Raw genomic sequence first — 15445 nt, forward strand, 5'->3', positions numbered from 1 at the left:
GAAGCCAGAATCCGCCTGTGCCGCGGGCGGTTCGGGCCTTTTCAGGGGGCGGCGAAGACGCGGCTGGCCAGGAAGTCCTCGGGAGTGAGGGTGGTGAGTTCGGCGAGGCCGACCTCACCGGCGGTGGCGATCAGCCGGTTGGCGTGCCGCAGCCGGGCGCGTTCGATGGCGTTGCGGACGGAGCGGGCGTTGGCGAACCGGGGTTGCTCGCGGCGCCGGTCCAGGTATTCGCGGAACACCGGGATGGCTTCTTCCGCCAGCGAGTAGCCCTCCCGGGCCAGCATCAGCCGCCCGATCGCCTCCAGTTCGTCGCCGGTGTAGTCGGGGAAGTCGATGTGGTGGGCGATCCGGGAGCTCATCCCGGGGTTGGAGGCGAAGAAGGAGTCCATCCGGTCCTTGTAGCCGGCCAGCACCACCACCAGGTCGTCGCGCTGGTTCTCCATCACCTGGAGCAGGATCTCGATGGACTCCTGCCCGTAGTCGCGCTCGTTCTCGGCCCGGTACAGGTAGTACGCCTCGTCGATGAACAGCACCCCGCCCATGGCTCGTTTGAGGACCTCCTTGGTCTTGGGCGCGGTGTGGCCGACGTACTGGCCGACCAGGTCGTCGCGGGTCACGGTCACCAGGTGGCCGCGCCGCAGGTAGCCCAGCCGGTGCAGCAGTTCGGCGAGCCGGACGGCCACGGTGGTCTTGCCGGTGCCGGGGCTGCCGGTGAAGCACATGTGCAGGTTGGGCCGGGCGGAGTCGATGCCGAACCGGGCGCGGACCCGGTCGATGAGCAGCAGCGCGGCGGTCTCCCTGATCCGGGTCTTGACCGGGACGAGGCCGACCAGTTCGCGGTCGAGCGCGTCCAGGACCTCGTCGGCGTGCGAGTCGGCGCGCTCGCGGGCCAGGTCGATCCGGGCGTCCGGCGGCAGTGTCGCCACCGCCGGCTCCTCTTCGGCCGCGGCGTCGCCGTTCGGCGCGGGGCGCATCCCGAAGCCCAGTCGTTCCGTCACGGACGTTCCCTCCTCGCGAAAAGGGGTCCCGCCGGGCGGTGGCCGCCCGGCGGGACCGGTCGTTCCTAGCGGGTGTACCGGTCGCCCTCGGGCCGGTCGAGCGCGTAGGCGTGCATCTGGTAGCGGACCTGCCGGTCGGCGGTTTCCTGCCGGTCGAGGCGGAAGCCGGGCTCGACGGCGGGGCGCTGCACGATGAAGGACAGCGCGGTGGTCTGCCGGCCGTACCGGGCGTCGTAGGCGTTCAGCCGGATGTACTGGTCGGGGTACGCCTGCCGGCACTGGTTGATCTCGTAGAGCACCCCGGCGGGGTCCTTGAGGTCGAACATCGGCAGGCCCCACATCTCCCAGTAGGAGTTGCGCGGGTGCGGGTCGTCGGTGAACTCGACCGAGCACGGCCAGCCGTTGTCCAGCGCGTAGGCGATCTGCGCGCTGATCTCCTCGTCGGTGAAGTCGGGCAGGTAGGAGAAGGTGCCCTGGGTGATGCGCATCGGCCGGCTCCTCAGACGGACGTGGGGGTCTCGACCACGTCGGGGGTGTCGGTGGACTCGTAGGTGAAGGTGATGTCGCCCCAGGTGGACAGGGCCACGTCCAGCGGGCGGTTCTGCTTGGCGGCGGCGCGCAGGAGGTCGGGGCCTTCCTTGAGGTAGTCGCGGCCCTCGTTGCGGGCCTTGATCATCGCTTCCAGGGCGACCCGGTTGGCTTCGGCGCCGGCCGCGATGCCCATCGGGTGGCCGATGGTGCCGCCGCCGAACTGGAGGACGACGTCCTCGTCGAGGTAGTGCAGTAGCTGGTGCATCTGGCCGGCGTGGATGCCGCCGGAGGCGACCGGCATGACGCCGGGCATGGACGCCCACTCCTGGTCGAAGTACAGGCCCTTGACCGGGTCGGCGGCGACCTTGTCCTTGCGCAGGGTGTCGTAGAAGCCGGCGACCGAGTTGGGGTCGCCCTCCAGCTTGCCGACCACGGTTCCGGCGTGGATGTGGTCGACGCCCGCCAGCCGCATCCACTTGGCGATGACCCGGAAGCTGACGCCGTGGTTCTTCTGCCGGGTGTAGGTGGAGTGCCCGGCGCGGTGCAGGTGCAGGATCATCCCGTTGGCCCGCGCCCACTTGGCCATCGACTGGATGGCGGTGTAGCCGATGGTCAGGTCGATCATGATGATGACGCTGCCGAGCTGCTTGGCGAACTCGGCCCGCTCGTACATGTCCTCCATCGTCCCGGCGGTGACGTTGAGGTAGTGGCCCTTGATCTCGCCGGTCGCGGCCTGGGCGCGGGTGACGCCCTCCATGCAGTACAGGAACCGGTCCCGCCAGCGCATGAACGGCTGGGAGTTGATGTTCTCGTCGTCCTTGGTGAAGTCGAGGCCGCCGCGCAGGGCCTCGTAGACGACCCGGCCGTAGTTGCGGGCGCTCAGGCCCAGCTTGGGCTTGACGGTGGCGCCGAGCAGGGGGCGGCCGAACTTGGCCAGGTACTCGCGTTCCATCACGATGCCGTGCGCGGGGCCCTGGAAGGTTTTGACGTAGTGCGTGGGGATGCGCATGTCCTCCAGCCGCAGCGCCTTGAGCGCCTTGAAGCCGAAGACGTTGCCGATGATCGAGGAGGTCAGGTTGGCGATCGACCCCTCCTCGAACAGGTCCAGGTCGTAGGCGATGTAGGCGATGAACTGGCCCTCGGCGCCGGGCACCGGCTCCACCCGGTAGCACTTGGCCTGGTAGTTCTCGTAGCTGGTCAGCCGGTCGGTCCACACCACGGTCCAGGTGGCGGTGGACGACTCGCCGGCCACCGCCGCGCCGGCTTCCTCCGGGGGCACGCCCTGCTGGGGGGTGATCCGGAAGGCGGCGAGGATGTCGCTGTCCTTGGGCTGGTAGTCCGGCCGCCAGTAGCCCATCTCCGCGTACGGGATCACTCCCGCCGACCAGCGGCCCGCACTGCCATTGCTCGTCATCGTCGGCCTCGCTCCTCAGCTCGTCGCCTGGACGTTCCGAGGGTGCATCCGAGACACTTGCCCTGTCCATCAAGTGTTCTGGGCTGATACTTGAGCGAATAGTTGAACCAGTGAGGTCGGGATGACGGAGGCGCGGCTGCGGACGTTCGTCGCGGTCGCCGACACCGGGTCGGTGCGGGCCGCCGCCGAGCGGCTGTACGTGACCGAGTCGGCGGTGTCGGCGGCGGTGACGGCGCTGGCCCGGGAGCTGGGGGTGGCGCTGGTGGAACGGGTCGGCCGGGGGCTGCGGCTGACCCCCGCCGGCCAGGTGTACGCCGGGTACGCCCGCCGGGTGCTGGGCCTGCTGGAGCAGGGCCGGGCGGCGGCACGCGGCGAGGCCGATCCCGGGCACGGGTCGCTGCGGCTGGCCGCGGTGACCACGGCGGCCGACCAGGTGCTGCCCCGGCTGCTGGCGGGGTTCCGGGCGCGCTGGCCCGGGCTGGCGCTGGAGCTGGCGGTCGGGCCGAGCCGGGAGGTATGGGGGCGGCTGGCCGACCACGAGGCCGACCTGGTGCTGGGCGGGCGGCCGCCCGCCGGGATCCCGGCGACCGTGCTGGCGGTGCGGGCCAACGACCTGGTGGTGGTGGCCGCGCCCGCGGTCGCGGCGGCGTTCGCGCTGGACACCACGCCGTGGGTGATGCGCGAGCCGGGGTCGGGCACCCGGGTCACCGCCGAGGCGTATCTCGCCGAGCGCGACGCCCGCCCGCCCGAGCTGGTGCTCGGCTCCAACGGCGCGGTGATCGCTGGCGCCGCGGCCGGGCTGGGCGCGGCGCTGGTTTCCCGCGACGCGGTGGGCGCGGAGCTGGCGGACGGCCGCCTCCAGGTCATCGACGCGCCCGGCACTCCCCTGCACCGCCCGTGGCACGCGGTGGCGGGCCCGGCCCCCACGGCCACCACCCGCCTCTTCGTCGACCATCTCCTGGCCGCCCCCGGCTGGCACCATCCGCCGCCCTTCGACCCTGCGGCGTTCAGGGGGCCCTAGTGCTCGGTCCCGGAGGATCATCGGTGCGTTGCCCCGCTCAGGTGATCCTTCGGCTTTCGGGGGCATGGTGCCTCCGATCCCGATGGATCACGCGCCCGGAACGTCCGTTCAGCGATCCTCCGGTGTGCGGATGCTCCGGCGGTCCGTGGCCGGGAGCGGGGTTACTGGATTGTGGGTCCAGTTGCCGCCGGAGTCACGTCCGGGACAGAATCGAGTTCGGTATCGAGAGGGGTTCGCATGGGGAACGACGATCGGCCGTACGACGTCGTGCTGCTCGGCGCGACCGGCTTCACCGGCGAGCTGACCGCCGAGTACCTGGCCGGGCACGCGCCGGCGGACACCCGGTGGGCGCTGGCCGGGCGCAGCCCGGACCGGCTGGCGGCGGTGCGCGACCGGCTCACCGCGATCAACCCCGCCTGCAAGGACCTGCCGCTGCTGCGCGTCGACACCGGTGACGCCGCGTCGGTGCGGGAGATGGCCGAGTCCGCCCGGGTGGTCGCCACCACCGTCGGGCCGTACGTCCGGTACGGGGAGCCGGTGGTGGCCGCGTGCGCCCGGGCCGGTACCGACTACGTGGACCTGACCGGCGAGCCGACCTTCGTGGACGAGATGTACGTGCGGCACCACGCCGAGGCGGTGCGCACCGGGGCGCGGATCGTGCACGCCTGCGGGTTCGACTCGATCCCGCACGATCTGGGGACGTACTTCACCGTCCAGCACCTGCCCGAGGGGACCGCGCTGCGGGTCGAGGGTTTCCTGCGGGCCGCCGGCGCGGCGTCCGGCGGCACCCTGCACTCCGCGGTGGGCATCGTGGGCGGGCTGCCCCGCATGGTGCGCGCCGAACGCGAGCGGCGGCGGGTCGAGCCGCGTCCGGCGGGGCGCCGGGTCCGGTTGCTCCGGGGGCCGCTCCCCCGCGCCCGGCGGGCCGGCTGGACCCTGCCGATGCCGACGATCGACCCGCAGATCGTCTGCCGCTCGGCCGCCGCGCTGCAGCGGTACGGACCCGACTTCTCCTACGGCCACTACATCTCGCTGAAGCGGCTGCCCAGCGCGGTCGGGCTGGCCGCCGGAGCGGTCGGCATGACCGCGGCCGCCCAGGTGCCGCCGACCCGCGCGCTGCTGCTCAAGCTGATCGAGCCGGGGGACGGGCCGTCCGCAGAGCGGCGCGCCCGCAACTGGTTCAAGGTCCGTTTCGTCGGCGAGGGCGGCGGCCGGCGGGTGGTCACCGAGGTCTCCGGCGGCGACCCGGGCTACGACGAGACCGCCAAGATGCTCGGCGAGTCCGCGCTCTGCCTGGCCCACGACGACCTGCCCCCGACCGCCGGGCAGGTCACCACCGCCACCGCCATGGGCGACGCCCTGATCGGCCGCCTCCAGCGCGCCGGCATCTCCTTCCGCGTCCTCCAGCAGCCGTGATCCTTCAGCTTTCGGTGCGCCATAGCGCCTCGAAAGCTGGAGGATCACCGCTCCGGCGGCGGATCGGCGGGGTCAGGGTTTGAGGGGGACGACGGCGCGGATGGTGGTGCCGTTGCCGGGGCGGCTGTTGACGGTCAGGCGGCCGCCGAGGAGTTCGGCGCGTTCGGCCATGCCGCGCAGGCCGTAGGAGTCGGGGCGGCGGCCGGGGGCGAAGACGTCCTGGATGGAGAAGCCCGTCCCGTCGTCGATCACCGCCAGCCGGACCTGGTCGGTGTCGTGTTCCAGGACGATGTCGACGGTGGTCGCGGCGGCGTGCGCCAGGCAGTTGCCCACCGCCTCCTGCGCGATCCGGTAGAGGGCGGTCTGGATGTGGCCGGCCAGCGCGTCCTCCAGCTCGCCCGAGACCGCCACGGTGATGTCGAGCTCCCGCTGCCGGCTGCTCGCCTCCCGGGCGAGGGTGGCCAGCGCCGCGGACAGGCCGAGGTCGTCGAGCACCGGCGGGCGCAGCCCCCCGATCGCGGCCCGGGTCTCGGCCGCGGCCAGCTCGCACAGCTCCCGGGCCAGCACGATCTGCTCGCGCGCCTCCCGGTGGTGGTCAGGCAGCGCCCGGTCGGCCGCCGACAGGTGGAAGCCCAGGCTGGCCAGCCGCTGCGCGATCCCGTCGTGGATGTCGCGGACCAGCCGAGCCCGCTCAGCCTCCTGCACCTCCACCGCCCGCTCGGCGAACCGTTCCGCCGACAGCTCCCGCTCCTGGGCGGTGCGCAGCCGCCGGCCCGAGCACAGCACCGGCGCGAACAGCGCGGCCAGCGCGGTCACCAGTTCCAGGTCCTCGGGCAGGCAGCCGCCGGCCGACCGGACGTCGACGACCCCGATCGTGGCGCCCCCGCTGTACACCGGCACCGCCGCGCCCCGGCCGTCGGCGTGCCGCCGGGGCCGGCCGTGCGCCGCGACCCAGCCCACGTCTCCCTCGCCCAGCGGCACCGGGCCGGTACCGCCGCCCTCCAGCACCCGCTCGTCCTCGTCCAGCACGTGGACGTCGCAGAAGGTCAGGGCCGCCGCCGACCGCACCACCAGCCCGGCCAGTTCGGCGGACAGGTCCGGCAGCGCCCGGTCCGAGCAGGCCACCGTGACGATCCGCACCAGCAGGTCGGGGCCGCGCGCGGCCAGCAGTTCCAGCGCGGTCGCCGCGCCGGCCCGGTCCCGGCCCGCGTTCACCGGAACAGCCCCTCGCGGAGCGCGACGGCGATGGCGGCGGAGCGGTCGGTGACCTCGAGCTTGCGGTAGAGGGCGCGCAGGTGGCTCTTGACGGTCTCCTCGCTGACCACCAGCCGGGCCGCGATCGCCTTGTTGGACAGGCCTGCGACCAGCAGGGACAGCACTTCGCTCTCGCGCTGGGTGAGCCCGCGGTTGGCGCCGGGCCAGAACTCGCCGCGGTTGAGCCGGGCGGCGCTGGCCGCCATCCGGCCCGCCAGGGTGGGATCGACCACCGTCTCCCCCTGCGCGACCTCCTCCAGCCGCCGGACCAGCTCCGGGCCGTCGACCCGTTTGAGCAGGTAGCCGCTGGCGCCGGCGCGCAGCGCCTCGAAGACGTACTGTTCGTCGTCGTAGACCGACAGGAAGACGACCCGGCAGTTCACCGCCGGGCCGGTGATGCTGCGACACAGGTCCAGGCCGCTCTCCGGGCCGAGCCGCACGTCCAGCAGCACCACGTCCGGGCGCAGCGCGCTGACCAGCCGCGTCGCCTCGGCGGCCGTGCCGGCCTGGCCGACGACGCGGACGCGCCCGGCGAATCCGGCCAGCATCGCCTGCAGTCCGGCAAGGATCATCTCGTGGTCGTCGACGAGGACCACGCGTACGGGGGCGCCCATTCCGGAAAGATAACAACCGCAAGCTACTCGCCAGTAGGTACCGGTGCACAAGGGCTCGCGTGATTTCACCCATGCTCTCACCCCTACGGGTGAAGAACGCCGGAACACCCCCGCCTACCGTCCAGTACGACAGCTGAACCGCCTGCGGACGGAGGAACCTGGTGCCCCATCGGATCGTGCATATGCTCCGGGCCCGCGGAACCAGCCGGCGCCCCGTCATGCTCGCCATCGCCGGGGACAGCGCGGCGGGCAAGACCACGCTCACCAGGGGGCTCGTGCAGTGTCTGGGGGAGGACCGGATGACCGCGGTCTGCGTGGACGACTACCACCGCTACGACCGCACGGAACGCAAGGACAAGCCGTTCACCGCGCTGCACCCCGACTGCAACTACGTCGAGATCATGGAGCAGCACCTGCAGCTGCTGGCCATGGGCGAGCCCATCCTCAAGCCGGTGTACGACCACTCCACCGGCGAGCTCGTCCGGCCCGAACTGGTCGAGCCGCGCGACTTCGTCATCATCGAGGGGCTGCTTCCCCTGCACACCCGGATGGCGCGCGCCTGCTTCGACATCACCGTCTACCTCGACCCGCCGGAGCCGCTGCGGCACCAGTGGAAGATCCAGCGTGACTGCGCCAAGCGCGGCTACACCCCCGACCAGGTGCGGGCCGAGCTGGACCGGCGCGAGCCCGAGAGCGCCGCGTTCATCCGCCCGCAGCGCCGCTGGGCCGACGTCGTGGTGAAGTTCGCCGAGGTCATCGGGCGCGACGACCCGCCCAACACCCCCCTCTCGGCCGAGCTGCTGCTGCGGCCGACCATCGACCACCCCGAGCTGAGCGGCGTGCTCGACGACGCCGAGCACCGGGCGATGCACCTGAAACTGCACCGCGACACCGACGGCCGCCCGGTCGACGCACTGCACGTCCACGGGTACGTTTCGCCCGAGGAGTCCGAGATCGTGAAGAAAGCCATCTGGGAGCGGCTGGACGTCGCCAGCGGCATCCCCCGGTCGCTGGGCCGGATCGCCGACGGCGCCGACGACACCGTCAGCGATCCGCTGGCGATCACCCAGTTGCTGCTGCTCTACCACATGCTCGACGCGGACCGCCGCCGCGCGGCATAGCCCACAGACCCGCAAGGTCGTGCGCAGGGCTCAGGTCACGGTCCGAGGCGCACGACCGGGAGCGGCCGAGGAGGTGTCGGCCGTTCCCACGCGGCGCCGGGAGGGCACTGAGGTTCATTGCGGGCTCCTCAGCGCCCTCCCGGCCACCCTCGGTCTTCCCGGCGGCCGGTGACGCCCCCGGCTCAGTCCCGGTGGGGCTACTCGGCCCGCCCGTCGCGATCTTGCAGGTACCGGGTCTGGTCCCGGAGCCGCCGGGCATCCGTCTCGTAGACCCGCTCGGCCGTCTCCAGCAGCTGCGCCGCGATCAGGTCGAGCTGGGCGGCCAGTTCCTCGGCGGCGCTGCGCCGGCCGCCCGGAGTCCGCCCGGAGGCGAACCAGCCGGGCAGGTTGAGGTAGGTCTCGAACCCCTCCGGCAGGTCGGTGCGGACGACCCGGGCGATCTCGTACCGCGCGTCGGGGTCCAGGGACAGCACCTCCCGGCGCGCCAGCAGCTCGCGCACCAGCCCCACGATCTCGCCGAACCTGACCATGGCCCCCGGCGGCACCCGGCCGGCCTGCCCGGCCACCCGCTCCACCAGCACCTCCAGGTCCGCGCGCAACCGGCCGGACTCGGCCGCGGTGTCGTCGAGCACCAGCACGACCCGCTCCGGCGGCGCGGCCAGCGCCCCGGCCGCGTACAGCCCCGCCACCACGAACAGCCAGTACGGCCCGGCCAGCCCCGCCAGGTGCAGCCCGAGCCCGGCCAGCCCGCAGGCCGAGCCGGCGAGGTTCTTGGTCGAGCCGAGATAGGCCCAGGCCCTACTGGTAGCCACGGATCTCCCGGAAGACGGTCGCCAGGGACTGCGACCGCGCGTCGAAGGTACGGCCGCCGGTCAGCCGGGCGAGCTCGGCCATCTCGTCGGCCCTCGCCTCGCCGAACAGCACCGCGAACACCGGCACGGCGCGCGGCCCCTCCGGCAGCCCGGCGTGGAACAGCCGGAACTGGGCCAGGCGGGTGCCCGCGGTGTTCTCCCCGTCGCTCATCAACACGATCGAGGTGTACCGGTCGGGGTCGCGGGCGGCCTGCTCCCCGGCGACCCGGTAGGCGGCGGCCAGGCTGTCATAGATGGCGGTGCCGCCCCGCGGGTTCCGTAGCGCGCCCGCGTAGTTCCTGATCCGGGCCAGTTCGGCCGCCGGATCGCGCTCGGGGATGACGTAGGACACCGGTCTCCCGGGCCGGCTGTTGAAGAGCATGAGCGTCACCTCCTCCCGGTTGTGGAACCGCTGGAACCGGCCGGCCAGGCTGCCGTCGGCGCCGGTCAGCGCGGTCAGCGCGGAGCGCAGCCCCGCGATCCGGTCCCCGGCCATCGACCCGGAGACGTCCAGGACGTAGATCGTGCGGGCGGGCCGCCGGAACTCGTCGTAGTACGCGGCCACCAGCGTGTCCACCGCGTCGAGGCGGGAGGGGAACGGCAGCTCGGGCGGGCTCTCCCCGAACCTCGCCTCCGGCCGGACCTCGGGCACCGCCGGCCGGCGGTGCGTCCGGGACATGATCTGGCGCTGCACCTCGGGGCGCCGCAGGTAGCCGGTCAGCCTGGCATGGGCGTCACGGGCGGCCGCGGGCGCCGAGGCCAGCAGGGTCAGCGGGTAGTCCGCGGTGATCACCCCGTCCCGCGGACGGATGATCGTGAACTGTTCAGGCAGCCGGCCCGACGCGTTCAGCGCCAGCAGCTCCGACTCGTAGTTGAACATGCCGTCCACCTCGGCCCCCGCCGAGTTCCGGTCCACCAGCCGCTCCGACAGCCAGCCCGAGGATCCGGAGGTGAGCCGCTGGGCGGAGAAGAACCGCTTCAGCCCGGGGGCCTGCGCCCGGATGGCGGCGGCGTCCAGCGCTGTCCCGCTACCGGACAGGGCCGCGGTCACCGCCACCAGGGTGGAGAAACCGGAGTTGGAGGCGGCCGGGCTGGTCATGCCGTAGCCGAACCGTCCCTTCCCGGCGGCGTCGGCGATCTCGGCCCAGGTCGGCGGCGTGGCGTCCCAGCCGAGCTGGGACGCCACGGAGGCGCGCAGGCCCAGCACCACCGGCGACCGCATCGTCCGGACGGAGGTGCCCAGCTTGGCCCGGGCACCGGTGTGCAGCGTCAGGTACCGGTCGGAAGAGAACCAGACGGCCTCGTACCGGCCGTCGGCCTTGCCGTCCAGCACCCGCTGCACGCCGTCGAGGGTGCCCGCGAAGTCCAGCTCCACCTCCACCCCGATCTCGTCCTCGGCCTGTTCGAGGATCGGCCGCAGGTCGGCGAGCTCGCTGCCGGCCAGCACGCGCAGGGTGGTCTCGTCCTCGCCCAGGTCGACGTCACAGGCCGCCGTGACGGCCAGCAGCGTCAGCGCGGCCAGCGCCGCCCGGAGCCTCACGCGCCGGACTCCTCGCCACGGTGGCGGGCGCGCTCCAGATGGGCGCCCGCCCGGGTGAGTTCGGCGCCGAGCGCGTCCACGGTGGCCTGCATGCTGGTCAGGGACTGGGCGCGGAAGCCGTCGATCGCGTCGATCGTCTGGTAGATCTGCTCGAACGAGCGGCGCAGCGTCTCGACCCCGACGGCCGGGTCGGCCGCGATCTGCTGGATCTGCGCGCTCTGCCCGGCGAGCATCTCGGCGTTGGCCCGGATCAGGTCCTCGGTCGTGCCGCGCAGCGCGCCCACCTGTTCGATGACCTGTTTCTGGTTGGCGAGCGCGGCGGCGACGGTGACCGCGATCCGCAGCGCGGAGACCGTGGTGGACGCGGCCCGGTCCACCCCCTTGATCAGCTCGTCGTTGTTGCGCCGCACCGCGTCCAGGGCCAGGTAGCCCTGGGCGCAGACGGCGAGCTGGGTGAGCAGGTCCTGGTGCCGCTGCCGGACGGGGAAGAGCACGTCGGCGCGGAGCGCGTCGGCCGCGGCCGGGTCGGCGGTCTCGGCGACGGCCCGTTCCACGGCGGTGTCGACGGCCTGGGCGTACACGGCGTGCTCCTGCAACCGCCCCATGGTCCGCCACAGGTCGGCGCGCTCGTTCTGGATGGCCGCGTTGTCGCGGCGCAGCTCGTCCTGGCCGGACCGGAGCGACATCACGATCTTGTTGATGTTGGTGTTCGCCGACTGGTAGCGGGAGACGAAGTCGCGCAGCGCGTTGCCGAACGGCAGCCGCGACAGCAACCGGCGGGCCGTCGGCCGGCCGGCGTCCTTGGGGTCGAGGTCTTCGACGGTCCGGCGCAGCTCGACCAGGCCCTGGGCGACCCGCTGCTGGGCGCTCCGGTCCGCGCCCTTGGCCGCGGCCAGCGACGCCACCGTGCGGTCGAGCATCCGGTCGGCGGCCCGGGCGGAGGTGCGCATCTCCCCGTCGCCCAGTGCGGTGACCTCCCCCGCCCGGGTGACGAACTCGGGCGAGCGGGGGTCGAGGCCGGTGAGCACGCCGGCGAACTCGGCCGCCCGGCGGCCGAGTTCGACGCGGGTGTCCCCGTCCACCGGGATGAGCGTCGCGGCCCGCTCCGCCGGAATCGGTTCGACCGGTTCGGGCGGGGTGAGGACCAGGTCGGCGCCGGTCTCTGCCATGTTCGGGAACTCCAGTCGCTCGCGGACGCGGCTAGGGCGGGCCATAGCCCTGCTCGATGCCGCGCACCAGGTTCTCGAGGGTGCCGTAGGAGGGGGTGTCGACGACGTCGACGAGGTCCGCGGTCACCGGCACCCGGTTCTCGGCGACGACCTTCGCGAACCGGGCGGCGTCGGCGGTGCGCAGGCCGTGCCGGGCGGCCGCCTGCTGGAGCGCGGGATCGGAGGTGAGCAGCCGGCCCACCCGGTCGCCGCCGGAGTTCAGCGGAACCAGCGTGTGCTTGGACACCACGGTCGGCGACGGGTACATCAGCACCATCCCCGGCCGGATCTGCCCGGTGACGGCCCGCCCGACGAACTGGGCCTCGTAGATGCAGACCAGCGGCGTCTTGCCCATCCCCACCGCCAGGTAGTCCTCGAAGGGGCCCTCGCTGGAGTTCTCGCTGTAGCCCTGGTCGAGGAAGAGCCGCGACAGCAGCGGCAGCACCCGGCGCTCGGCCTCGGCGCCCTGCACGATCGCGTCCCCGTTGGCCACGTGGCTGACGAGCGACAGGTACATGGCCGCGGAGTTGGAGTCGCGCACGTCGGTGGTGGAGACCAGCACGTTCTTGCGCACCGGGTAGGCGGTGTTGCCCCTGATCTGGTCCCAGCGGGTGCCCTTCTCCACCAGTTCCAGGTAGCGGCGGACGTCGAAGATCCAGATGCCGCCCGCGCCCCGGCGTGCCACGCCCGCCCCGGCGAGGACATCGACGATCGGCTGGAAGCTGGCGATCGCCATCGGCGTGGAGAACGGCGCGTACTTGGCCGTCCGGCCGTGCCGGCGCAGGATCTGCTCGGCGGCGGGCGCCCCGCCAGGGAAGGCGAAGGCGTAGTTGTCAAGGTTGACGGTGGTGGCGATCTGCCGGGACCCGGCCGGGTCCACCTCGACGCGCAGCCCATGCCGGGCGAACGCGTCCCGGACGGCCGGGTCGGCGAAGAACGGGAGCTTCTCCGAGCCGATCACGCCTCGGACGGTGACCGTGTCCGAGGCCCCCCGGCCCAGCACGATCGCGATGATGACCCCGATGGCGAGCCCCGTCGCCAGTATTAGGGAGAGAACCCTTTTCATTTACCGCCCAGGATGGGCAGGCCGAAAGACCCCTGGGCAAGCCGAACATGGCGCGAAGGTAAAAGGATAGAAAAATTCAGTCCGATGGGCGGCGGAGCAGCCTGTTCAACGCCGCCGCAACCTCTTCGGAAAGGCCCGGAGCGGGCTCGGCGGGCTCGGTGGAACGGACGGCCTCGCGGACATGCCCGCAGTCACGGCACTCGACCTCGCCCAGCCGGCAGATCAGCGCCACCGACCCGCAGGAGGCGCACCGGTCGAGTTCGGCCGCCTCCTGGCAGCCAGGGCAGATCAACACCTGGCGGTCGGCCCGGACCCCACGCCGCCACGGGCTCGGCCCCCGGGTGGGGTCGGTCTGCCGCGCCCCGCAGCGGAAGCAGGGCATCGCGCCTCCCGTAAGGGAGGGGCGGGCCCGGCTCGCGGGCCCGCCCCGACGATCACAGTCCGGCGAGCGCCTTGCGGTACTCGTCGATGTCGCGCGCGTCCGGAATCGCGTTCACGACCTTCCAGCGCACCACGCCCTCGGTGTCGATGATGAAGGTGCCGCGCACGGCGAGCCCCTTCTCCTCGTCGAAGACGCCGTAGCGCTGCGCGGTCCCGCCGTGCGGCCAGAAGTCCGCCAGCAGCGGGAACTGGTACTTCTCCTGGTCGGCCCACGCCCGCAGGGAGAACACCGAGTCAACGGAGACCGCGAGGACCTGGACGTCGTCACCGCCAAGGCTCGGCAGTTCGTCGCGGACCGTGCACAGTTCACCGGTGCAGACACCGCTGAACGCCAGCGGGTAAAAAATAAGGACGACATTCTTCTGCCCGCGGTAATCGGACAGTTTCACCGGAGTTCCGTGCTGGTCCTTCAGCTCGAAATCCGGAGCGACGCCCCCTACCTCGACCGCCATTGCACTCCTTGTGGCTCTTCCCCACGGACGGCGTGGGGCGACGATGCGCGCCAGGCGCGCTTTGATCACGCCCAGTCTGCCACCGTGGCGGTCACCACCTGGCCGGCCACCCCTGCGGCTACTTACGCACCTTGGGGGCGACGAGACGGGTGCCGGACCATTCCGGTGCGGCGCTCAGGCTGCTGGTCTGCGACAGGCCCGCGGTGGGGGCCGCCTCGCCGACGTCGCTCGGCTCGACGTGACCGTCCCGGCCCGCCTTGGGCGTCAGCAGCCAGATGTGGCCCCCGTCGGCGAGCCCGGTGCGCGCGTCGACCAGGCCGTCGACCAGGTCGCCGTCCTCGTCACGCCACCACAGCACGACGACGTCGACCACGTCTTCGTAGTCCTCGTCGACCAGTTCACCCGAGGTCACCGCCTCGATGGACTCACGCAGTTCCTCGTCGCAGTCGTCGTCGTAGCCGATCTCCTGCACCACCTGGTTCGGCTTGAAACCGAGCCGTTCGGCCAGGCTGCGCTCAGACTGCGCCTGACCCGCGGTCGCGCTCACGAACGTCCTCCCAGTGTCGATGGGCCGTGCGATACGGCGTTGCGGGACAGTTCACACAAGCGAACGCCCCTAGCGCAAGTGTCTTCTCCGCTTTTACCGGGCCCCTCGGACGCATACGGCGCTTCGTCACGCTGTCGCTGGTAACAAGACACAGCCAGAGCGTAACAACTCCGCACCGTGCCGGCGCCGGAGGAAATGCCGCGGCGGGGTCGAAGAGGGGCGTCCGACCTGGTTTCTTTCCCCCGGATCGCCCCGCCTGCCAGGCGATACCGCCCCCTCGGCCGTCCCATCACCCTCCTGACAGAAAAGAGAGCCGGACCTGCCGGTCGGGGTTGTCGACATTGAGATCGACGACGGCCACCGACTGCCAGGTCCCGAGCGTCATCCGGCCGCCGACCACGGGGACCGTGGCGTACGGAGGGATCAGCGCGGGTAGCACATGCGAGCGGCCATGCCCGGTCGAGCCGTGGGCGTGCCGCCAGCGGTCGTCGGCCGGCAGCAGGTCGGCCAGCGCCGCCAGCAGGTCGGCATCACTGCCCGCGCCGAGTTCGATCAGCGCCACGCCGGCGGTGGCGTGCGGCACGAAAACGTGCAGCAGGCCGTCGCCGCCGGCCGTCGCCGCGAACTCGGCGCACTGGGCGGTGATGTCGTACACGGACTCCCGACCGCCGGTCGGCACGTGGATCACGGAGGTTTTCATGCGCGGTTGTCTACCTGCCCGCGTGGCTCCCCCGCACCCCGGCCGGTTCGATCACGGTGTCCGGGCCGGGGTAGACCAGCCCGGTGTGCCCGTCATCGAACCGCACGAGGTAGGGCGGCGTCCCGTCGGGTCCGCGCACCTCGATGATCTCGCCCTTCCGGTCGGGTTCCCCGACCATCCGGCTGTGGACGTGCAGTTGGTCACCTGTCGTGGCCTGCATGACATACCTCCTCGACTCGACCCGTTCCGCCGCTTTCACCTCCTGGTTCCC

General features: G+C 72.3%; 17 protein-coding genes. 3 read left to right on the plus strand and 14 right to left on the minus strand.

Going from position 1 to position 15445, the window contains the following annotated elements:
- Positions 1-41 precede the first annotated feature (41 nt).
- The 3 genes from cbbX to DPM19_RS32955 form a co-directional block, all read right to left on the minus strand.
- Positions 42-998, minus strand: a complete 957-nt coding sequence (gene cbbX, locus DPM19_RS32945) for a CbbX protein (protein ID WP_199485414.1) — start codon at positions 996-998, stop codon at positions 42-44.
- A 65-nt stretch (positions 999-1063) separates the two neighbouring features.
- Positions 1064-1486 carry a ribulose bisphosphate carboxylase small subunit gene (locus DPM19_RS32950; protein WP_111872010.1) on the minus strand — a complete coding sequence of 141 codons (423 nt, stop codon included), beginning with the start codon at positions 1484-1486 and terminating at the stop codon, positions 1064-1066.
- Positions 1487-1497: 11 nt separating this feature from the next.
- Positions 1498-2943: a form I ribulose bisphosphate carboxylase large subunit gene (locus DPM19_RS32955; RefSeq protein ID WP_111872011.1), complete on the minus strand. Its 1446-nt coding sequence runs from the start codon at positions 2941-2943 to the stop codon at positions 1498-1500.
- 121 nt (positions 2944-3064) lie between these two features.
- Here DPM19_RS32955 and DPM19_RS32960 point away from each other — a divergent pair, with 121 nt between their 5' ends.
- Both DPM19_RS32960 and DPM19_RS32965 read left to right on the plus strand, forming a co-directional pair.
- On the plus strand, positions 3065-3964 hold the full coding sequence (locus DPM19_RS32960; protein WP_111872012.1) for a LysR family transcriptional regulator: 900 nt from the start codon (positions 3065-3067) through the stop codon (positions 3962-3964).
- Positions 3965-4201: 237 nt separating this feature from the next.
- Entirely contained in the window at positions 4202-5380 is a 1179-nt protein-coding gene (locus DPM19_RS32965; protein ID WP_111872013.1) for a saccharopine dehydrogenase family protein, read from the plus strand.
- A 72-nt stretch (positions 5381-5452) separates the two neighbouring features.
- Here the strand turns inward: DPM19_RS32965 and DPM19_RS32970 are convergent, their stop codons facing one another.
- Both DPM19_RS32970 and DPM19_RS32975 read right to left on the minus strand, forming a co-directional pair.
- Positions 5453-6595 carry a GAF domain-containing sensor histidine kinase gene (locus DPM19_RS32970; protein WP_111872014.1) on the minus strand — a complete coding sequence of 381 codons (1143 nt, stop codon included), beginning with the start codon at positions 6593-6595 and terminating at the stop codon, positions 5453-5455.
- Positions 6592-7248 (minus strand): response regulator, encoded by a 657-nt coding sequence (locus DPM19_RS32975; RefSeq protein WP_111872015.1) that lies wholly within the window; start codon positions 7246-7248, stop codon positions 6592-6594. The genes DPM19_RS32970 and DPM19_RS32975 overlap by 4 nt, the downstream gene beginning before the upstream one ends.
- Before the next feature lie 182 nt (positions 7249-7430).
- Here DPM19_RS32975 and DPM19_RS32980 point away from each other — a divergent pair, with 182 nt between their 5' ends.
- The gene (locus DPM19_RS32980; protein ID WP_111872016.1) at positions 7431-8369 is read left to right on the plus strand and encodes a phosphoribulokinase; all 939 of its coding nucleotides are present in this window, start codon (positions 7431-7433) and stop codon (positions 8367-8369) included.
- Between the two features lie 197 nt (positions 8370-8566).
- Here DPM19_RS32980 and DPM19_RS35575 read toward each other — a convergent pair whose 3' ends face one another.
- The 9 genes from DPM19_RS35575 to DPM19_RS33025 form a co-directional block, all read right to left on the minus strand.
- A complete protein-coding gene (locus DPM19_RS35575; protein WP_158566968.1) occupies positions 8567-9181 on the minus strand; it encodes a hypothetical protein in 615 nt (204 codons plus the stop codon).
- Complete coding sequence (locus DPM19_RS32990) at positions 9168-10760, minus strand: vWA domain-containing protein (protein ID WP_111872017.1); 1593 nt, start codon at positions 10758-10760, stop codon at positions 9168-9170. The genes DPM19_RS35575 and DPM19_RS32990 overlap by 14 nt, the downstream gene beginning before the upstream one ends.
- The gene (locus DPM19_RS32995) at positions 10757-11929 is read right to left on the minus strand and encodes a toxic anion resistance protein (protein WP_111872018.1); all 1173 of its coding nucleotides are present in this window, start codon (positions 11927-11929) and stop codon (positions 10757-10759) included. Before DPM19_RS32995 ends, DPM19_RS32990 begins: the two co-directional genes overlap by 4 nt.
- Positions 11930-11960: 31 nt before the next feature.
- Complete coding sequence (locus DPM19_RS33000) at positions 11961-13034, minus strand: hypothetical protein (protein ID WP_111872019.1); 1074 nt, start codon at positions 13032-13034, stop codon at positions 11961-11963.
- Between the two features lie 76 nt (positions 13035-13110).
- Entirely contained in the window at positions 13111-13416 is a 306-nt protein-coding gene (locus tag DPM19_RS33005; RefSeq protein WP_111872020.1) for a hypothetical protein, read from the minus strand.
- 52 nt (positions 13417-13468) lie between these two features.
- Complete coding sequence (locus DPM19_RS33010) at positions 13469-13927, minus strand: peroxiredoxin (RefSeq protein ID WP_111872021.1); 459 nt, start codon at positions 13925-13927, stop codon at positions 13469-13471.
- Between the two features lie 118 nt (positions 13928-14045).
- Positions 14046-14474 (minus strand): DUF3052 domain-containing protein, encoded by a 429-nt coding sequence (locus DPM19_RS33015; protein WP_111872022.1) that lies wholly within the window; start codon positions 14472-14474, stop codon positions 14046-14048.
- Positions 14475-14763: 289 nt separating this feature from the next.
- A complete protein-coding gene (locus tag DPM19_RS33020; RefSeq protein WP_111872023.1) occupies positions 14764-15174 on the minus strand; it encodes a YjbQ family protein in 411 nt (136 codons plus the stop codon).
- Positions 15175-15184: 10 nt separating this feature from the next.
- A complete protein-coding gene (locus DPM19_RS33025) occupies positions 15185-15394 on the minus strand; it encodes a DUF1918 domain-containing protein (RefSeq protein ID WP_111872024.1) in 210 nt (69 codons plus the stop codon).
- Positions 15395-15445: the final 51 nt, after the last annotated feature.

This window comes from Actinomadura craniellae (assembly GCF_003289645.1).
GTDB lineage: Bacteria > Actinomycetota > Actinomycetes > Streptosporangiales > Streptosporangiaceae > Actinomadura_D > Actinomadura_D craniellae.

Bases quoted from the DNA above. Each gene is read 5' to 3' on its own strand.
- DPM19_RS32975 (WP_111872015.1), bottom strand. From the start codon at position 7,248: ATGGGCGCCCCCGTACGCGTGGTCCTCGTCGACGACCACGAGATGATC.
- DPM19_RS33020 (WP_111872023.1), bottom strand. From the start codon at position 15,174: ATGAAAACCTCCGTGATCCACGTGCCGACCGGCGGTCGGGAGTCCGTG.
- DPM19_RS32955 (WP_111872011.1), bottom strand. From the start codon at position 2,943: ATGACGAGCAATGGCAGTGCGGGCCGCTGGTCGGCGGGAGTGATCCCG.
- DPM19_RS32960 (WP_111872012.1), top strand. From the start codon at position 3,065: ATGACGGAGGCGCGGCTGCGGACGTTCGTCGCGGTCGCCGACACCGGG.
- DPM19_RS33010 (WP_111872021.1), bottom strand. From the start codon at position 13,927: ATGGCGGTCGAGGTAGGGGGCGTCGCTCCGGATTTCGAGCTGAAGGAC.
- DPM19_RS32965 (WP_111872013.1), top strand. From the start codon at position 4,202: ATGGGGAACGACGATCGGCCGTACGACGTCGTGCTGCTCGGCGCGACC.
- DPM19_RS33005 (WP_111872020.1), bottom strand. From the start codon at position 13,416: ATGCCCTGCTTCCGCTGCGGGGCGCGGCAGACCGACCCCACCCGGGGG.
- DPM19_RS32995 (WP_111872018.1), bottom strand. From the start codon at position 11,929: ATGGCAGAGACCGGCGCCGACCTGGTCCTCACCCCGCCCGAACCGGTC.
- DPM19_RS32980 (WP_111872016.1), top strand. From the start codon at position 7,431: ATGCTCCGGGCCCGCGGAACCAGCCGGCGCCCCGTCATGCTCGCCATC.
- DPM19_RS32950 (WP_111872010.1), bottom strand. From the start codon at position 1,486: ATGCGCATCACCCAGGGCACCTTCTCCTACCTGCCCGACTTCACCGAC.
- DPM19_RS33000 (WP_111872019.1), bottom strand. From the start codon at position 13,034: ATGAAAAGGGTTCTCTCCCTAATACTGGCGACGGGGCTCGCCATCGGG.
- DPM19_RS33025 (WP_111872024.1), bottom strand. From the start codon at position 15,394: ATGCAGGCCACGACAGGTGACCAACTGCACGTCCACAGCCGGATGGTC.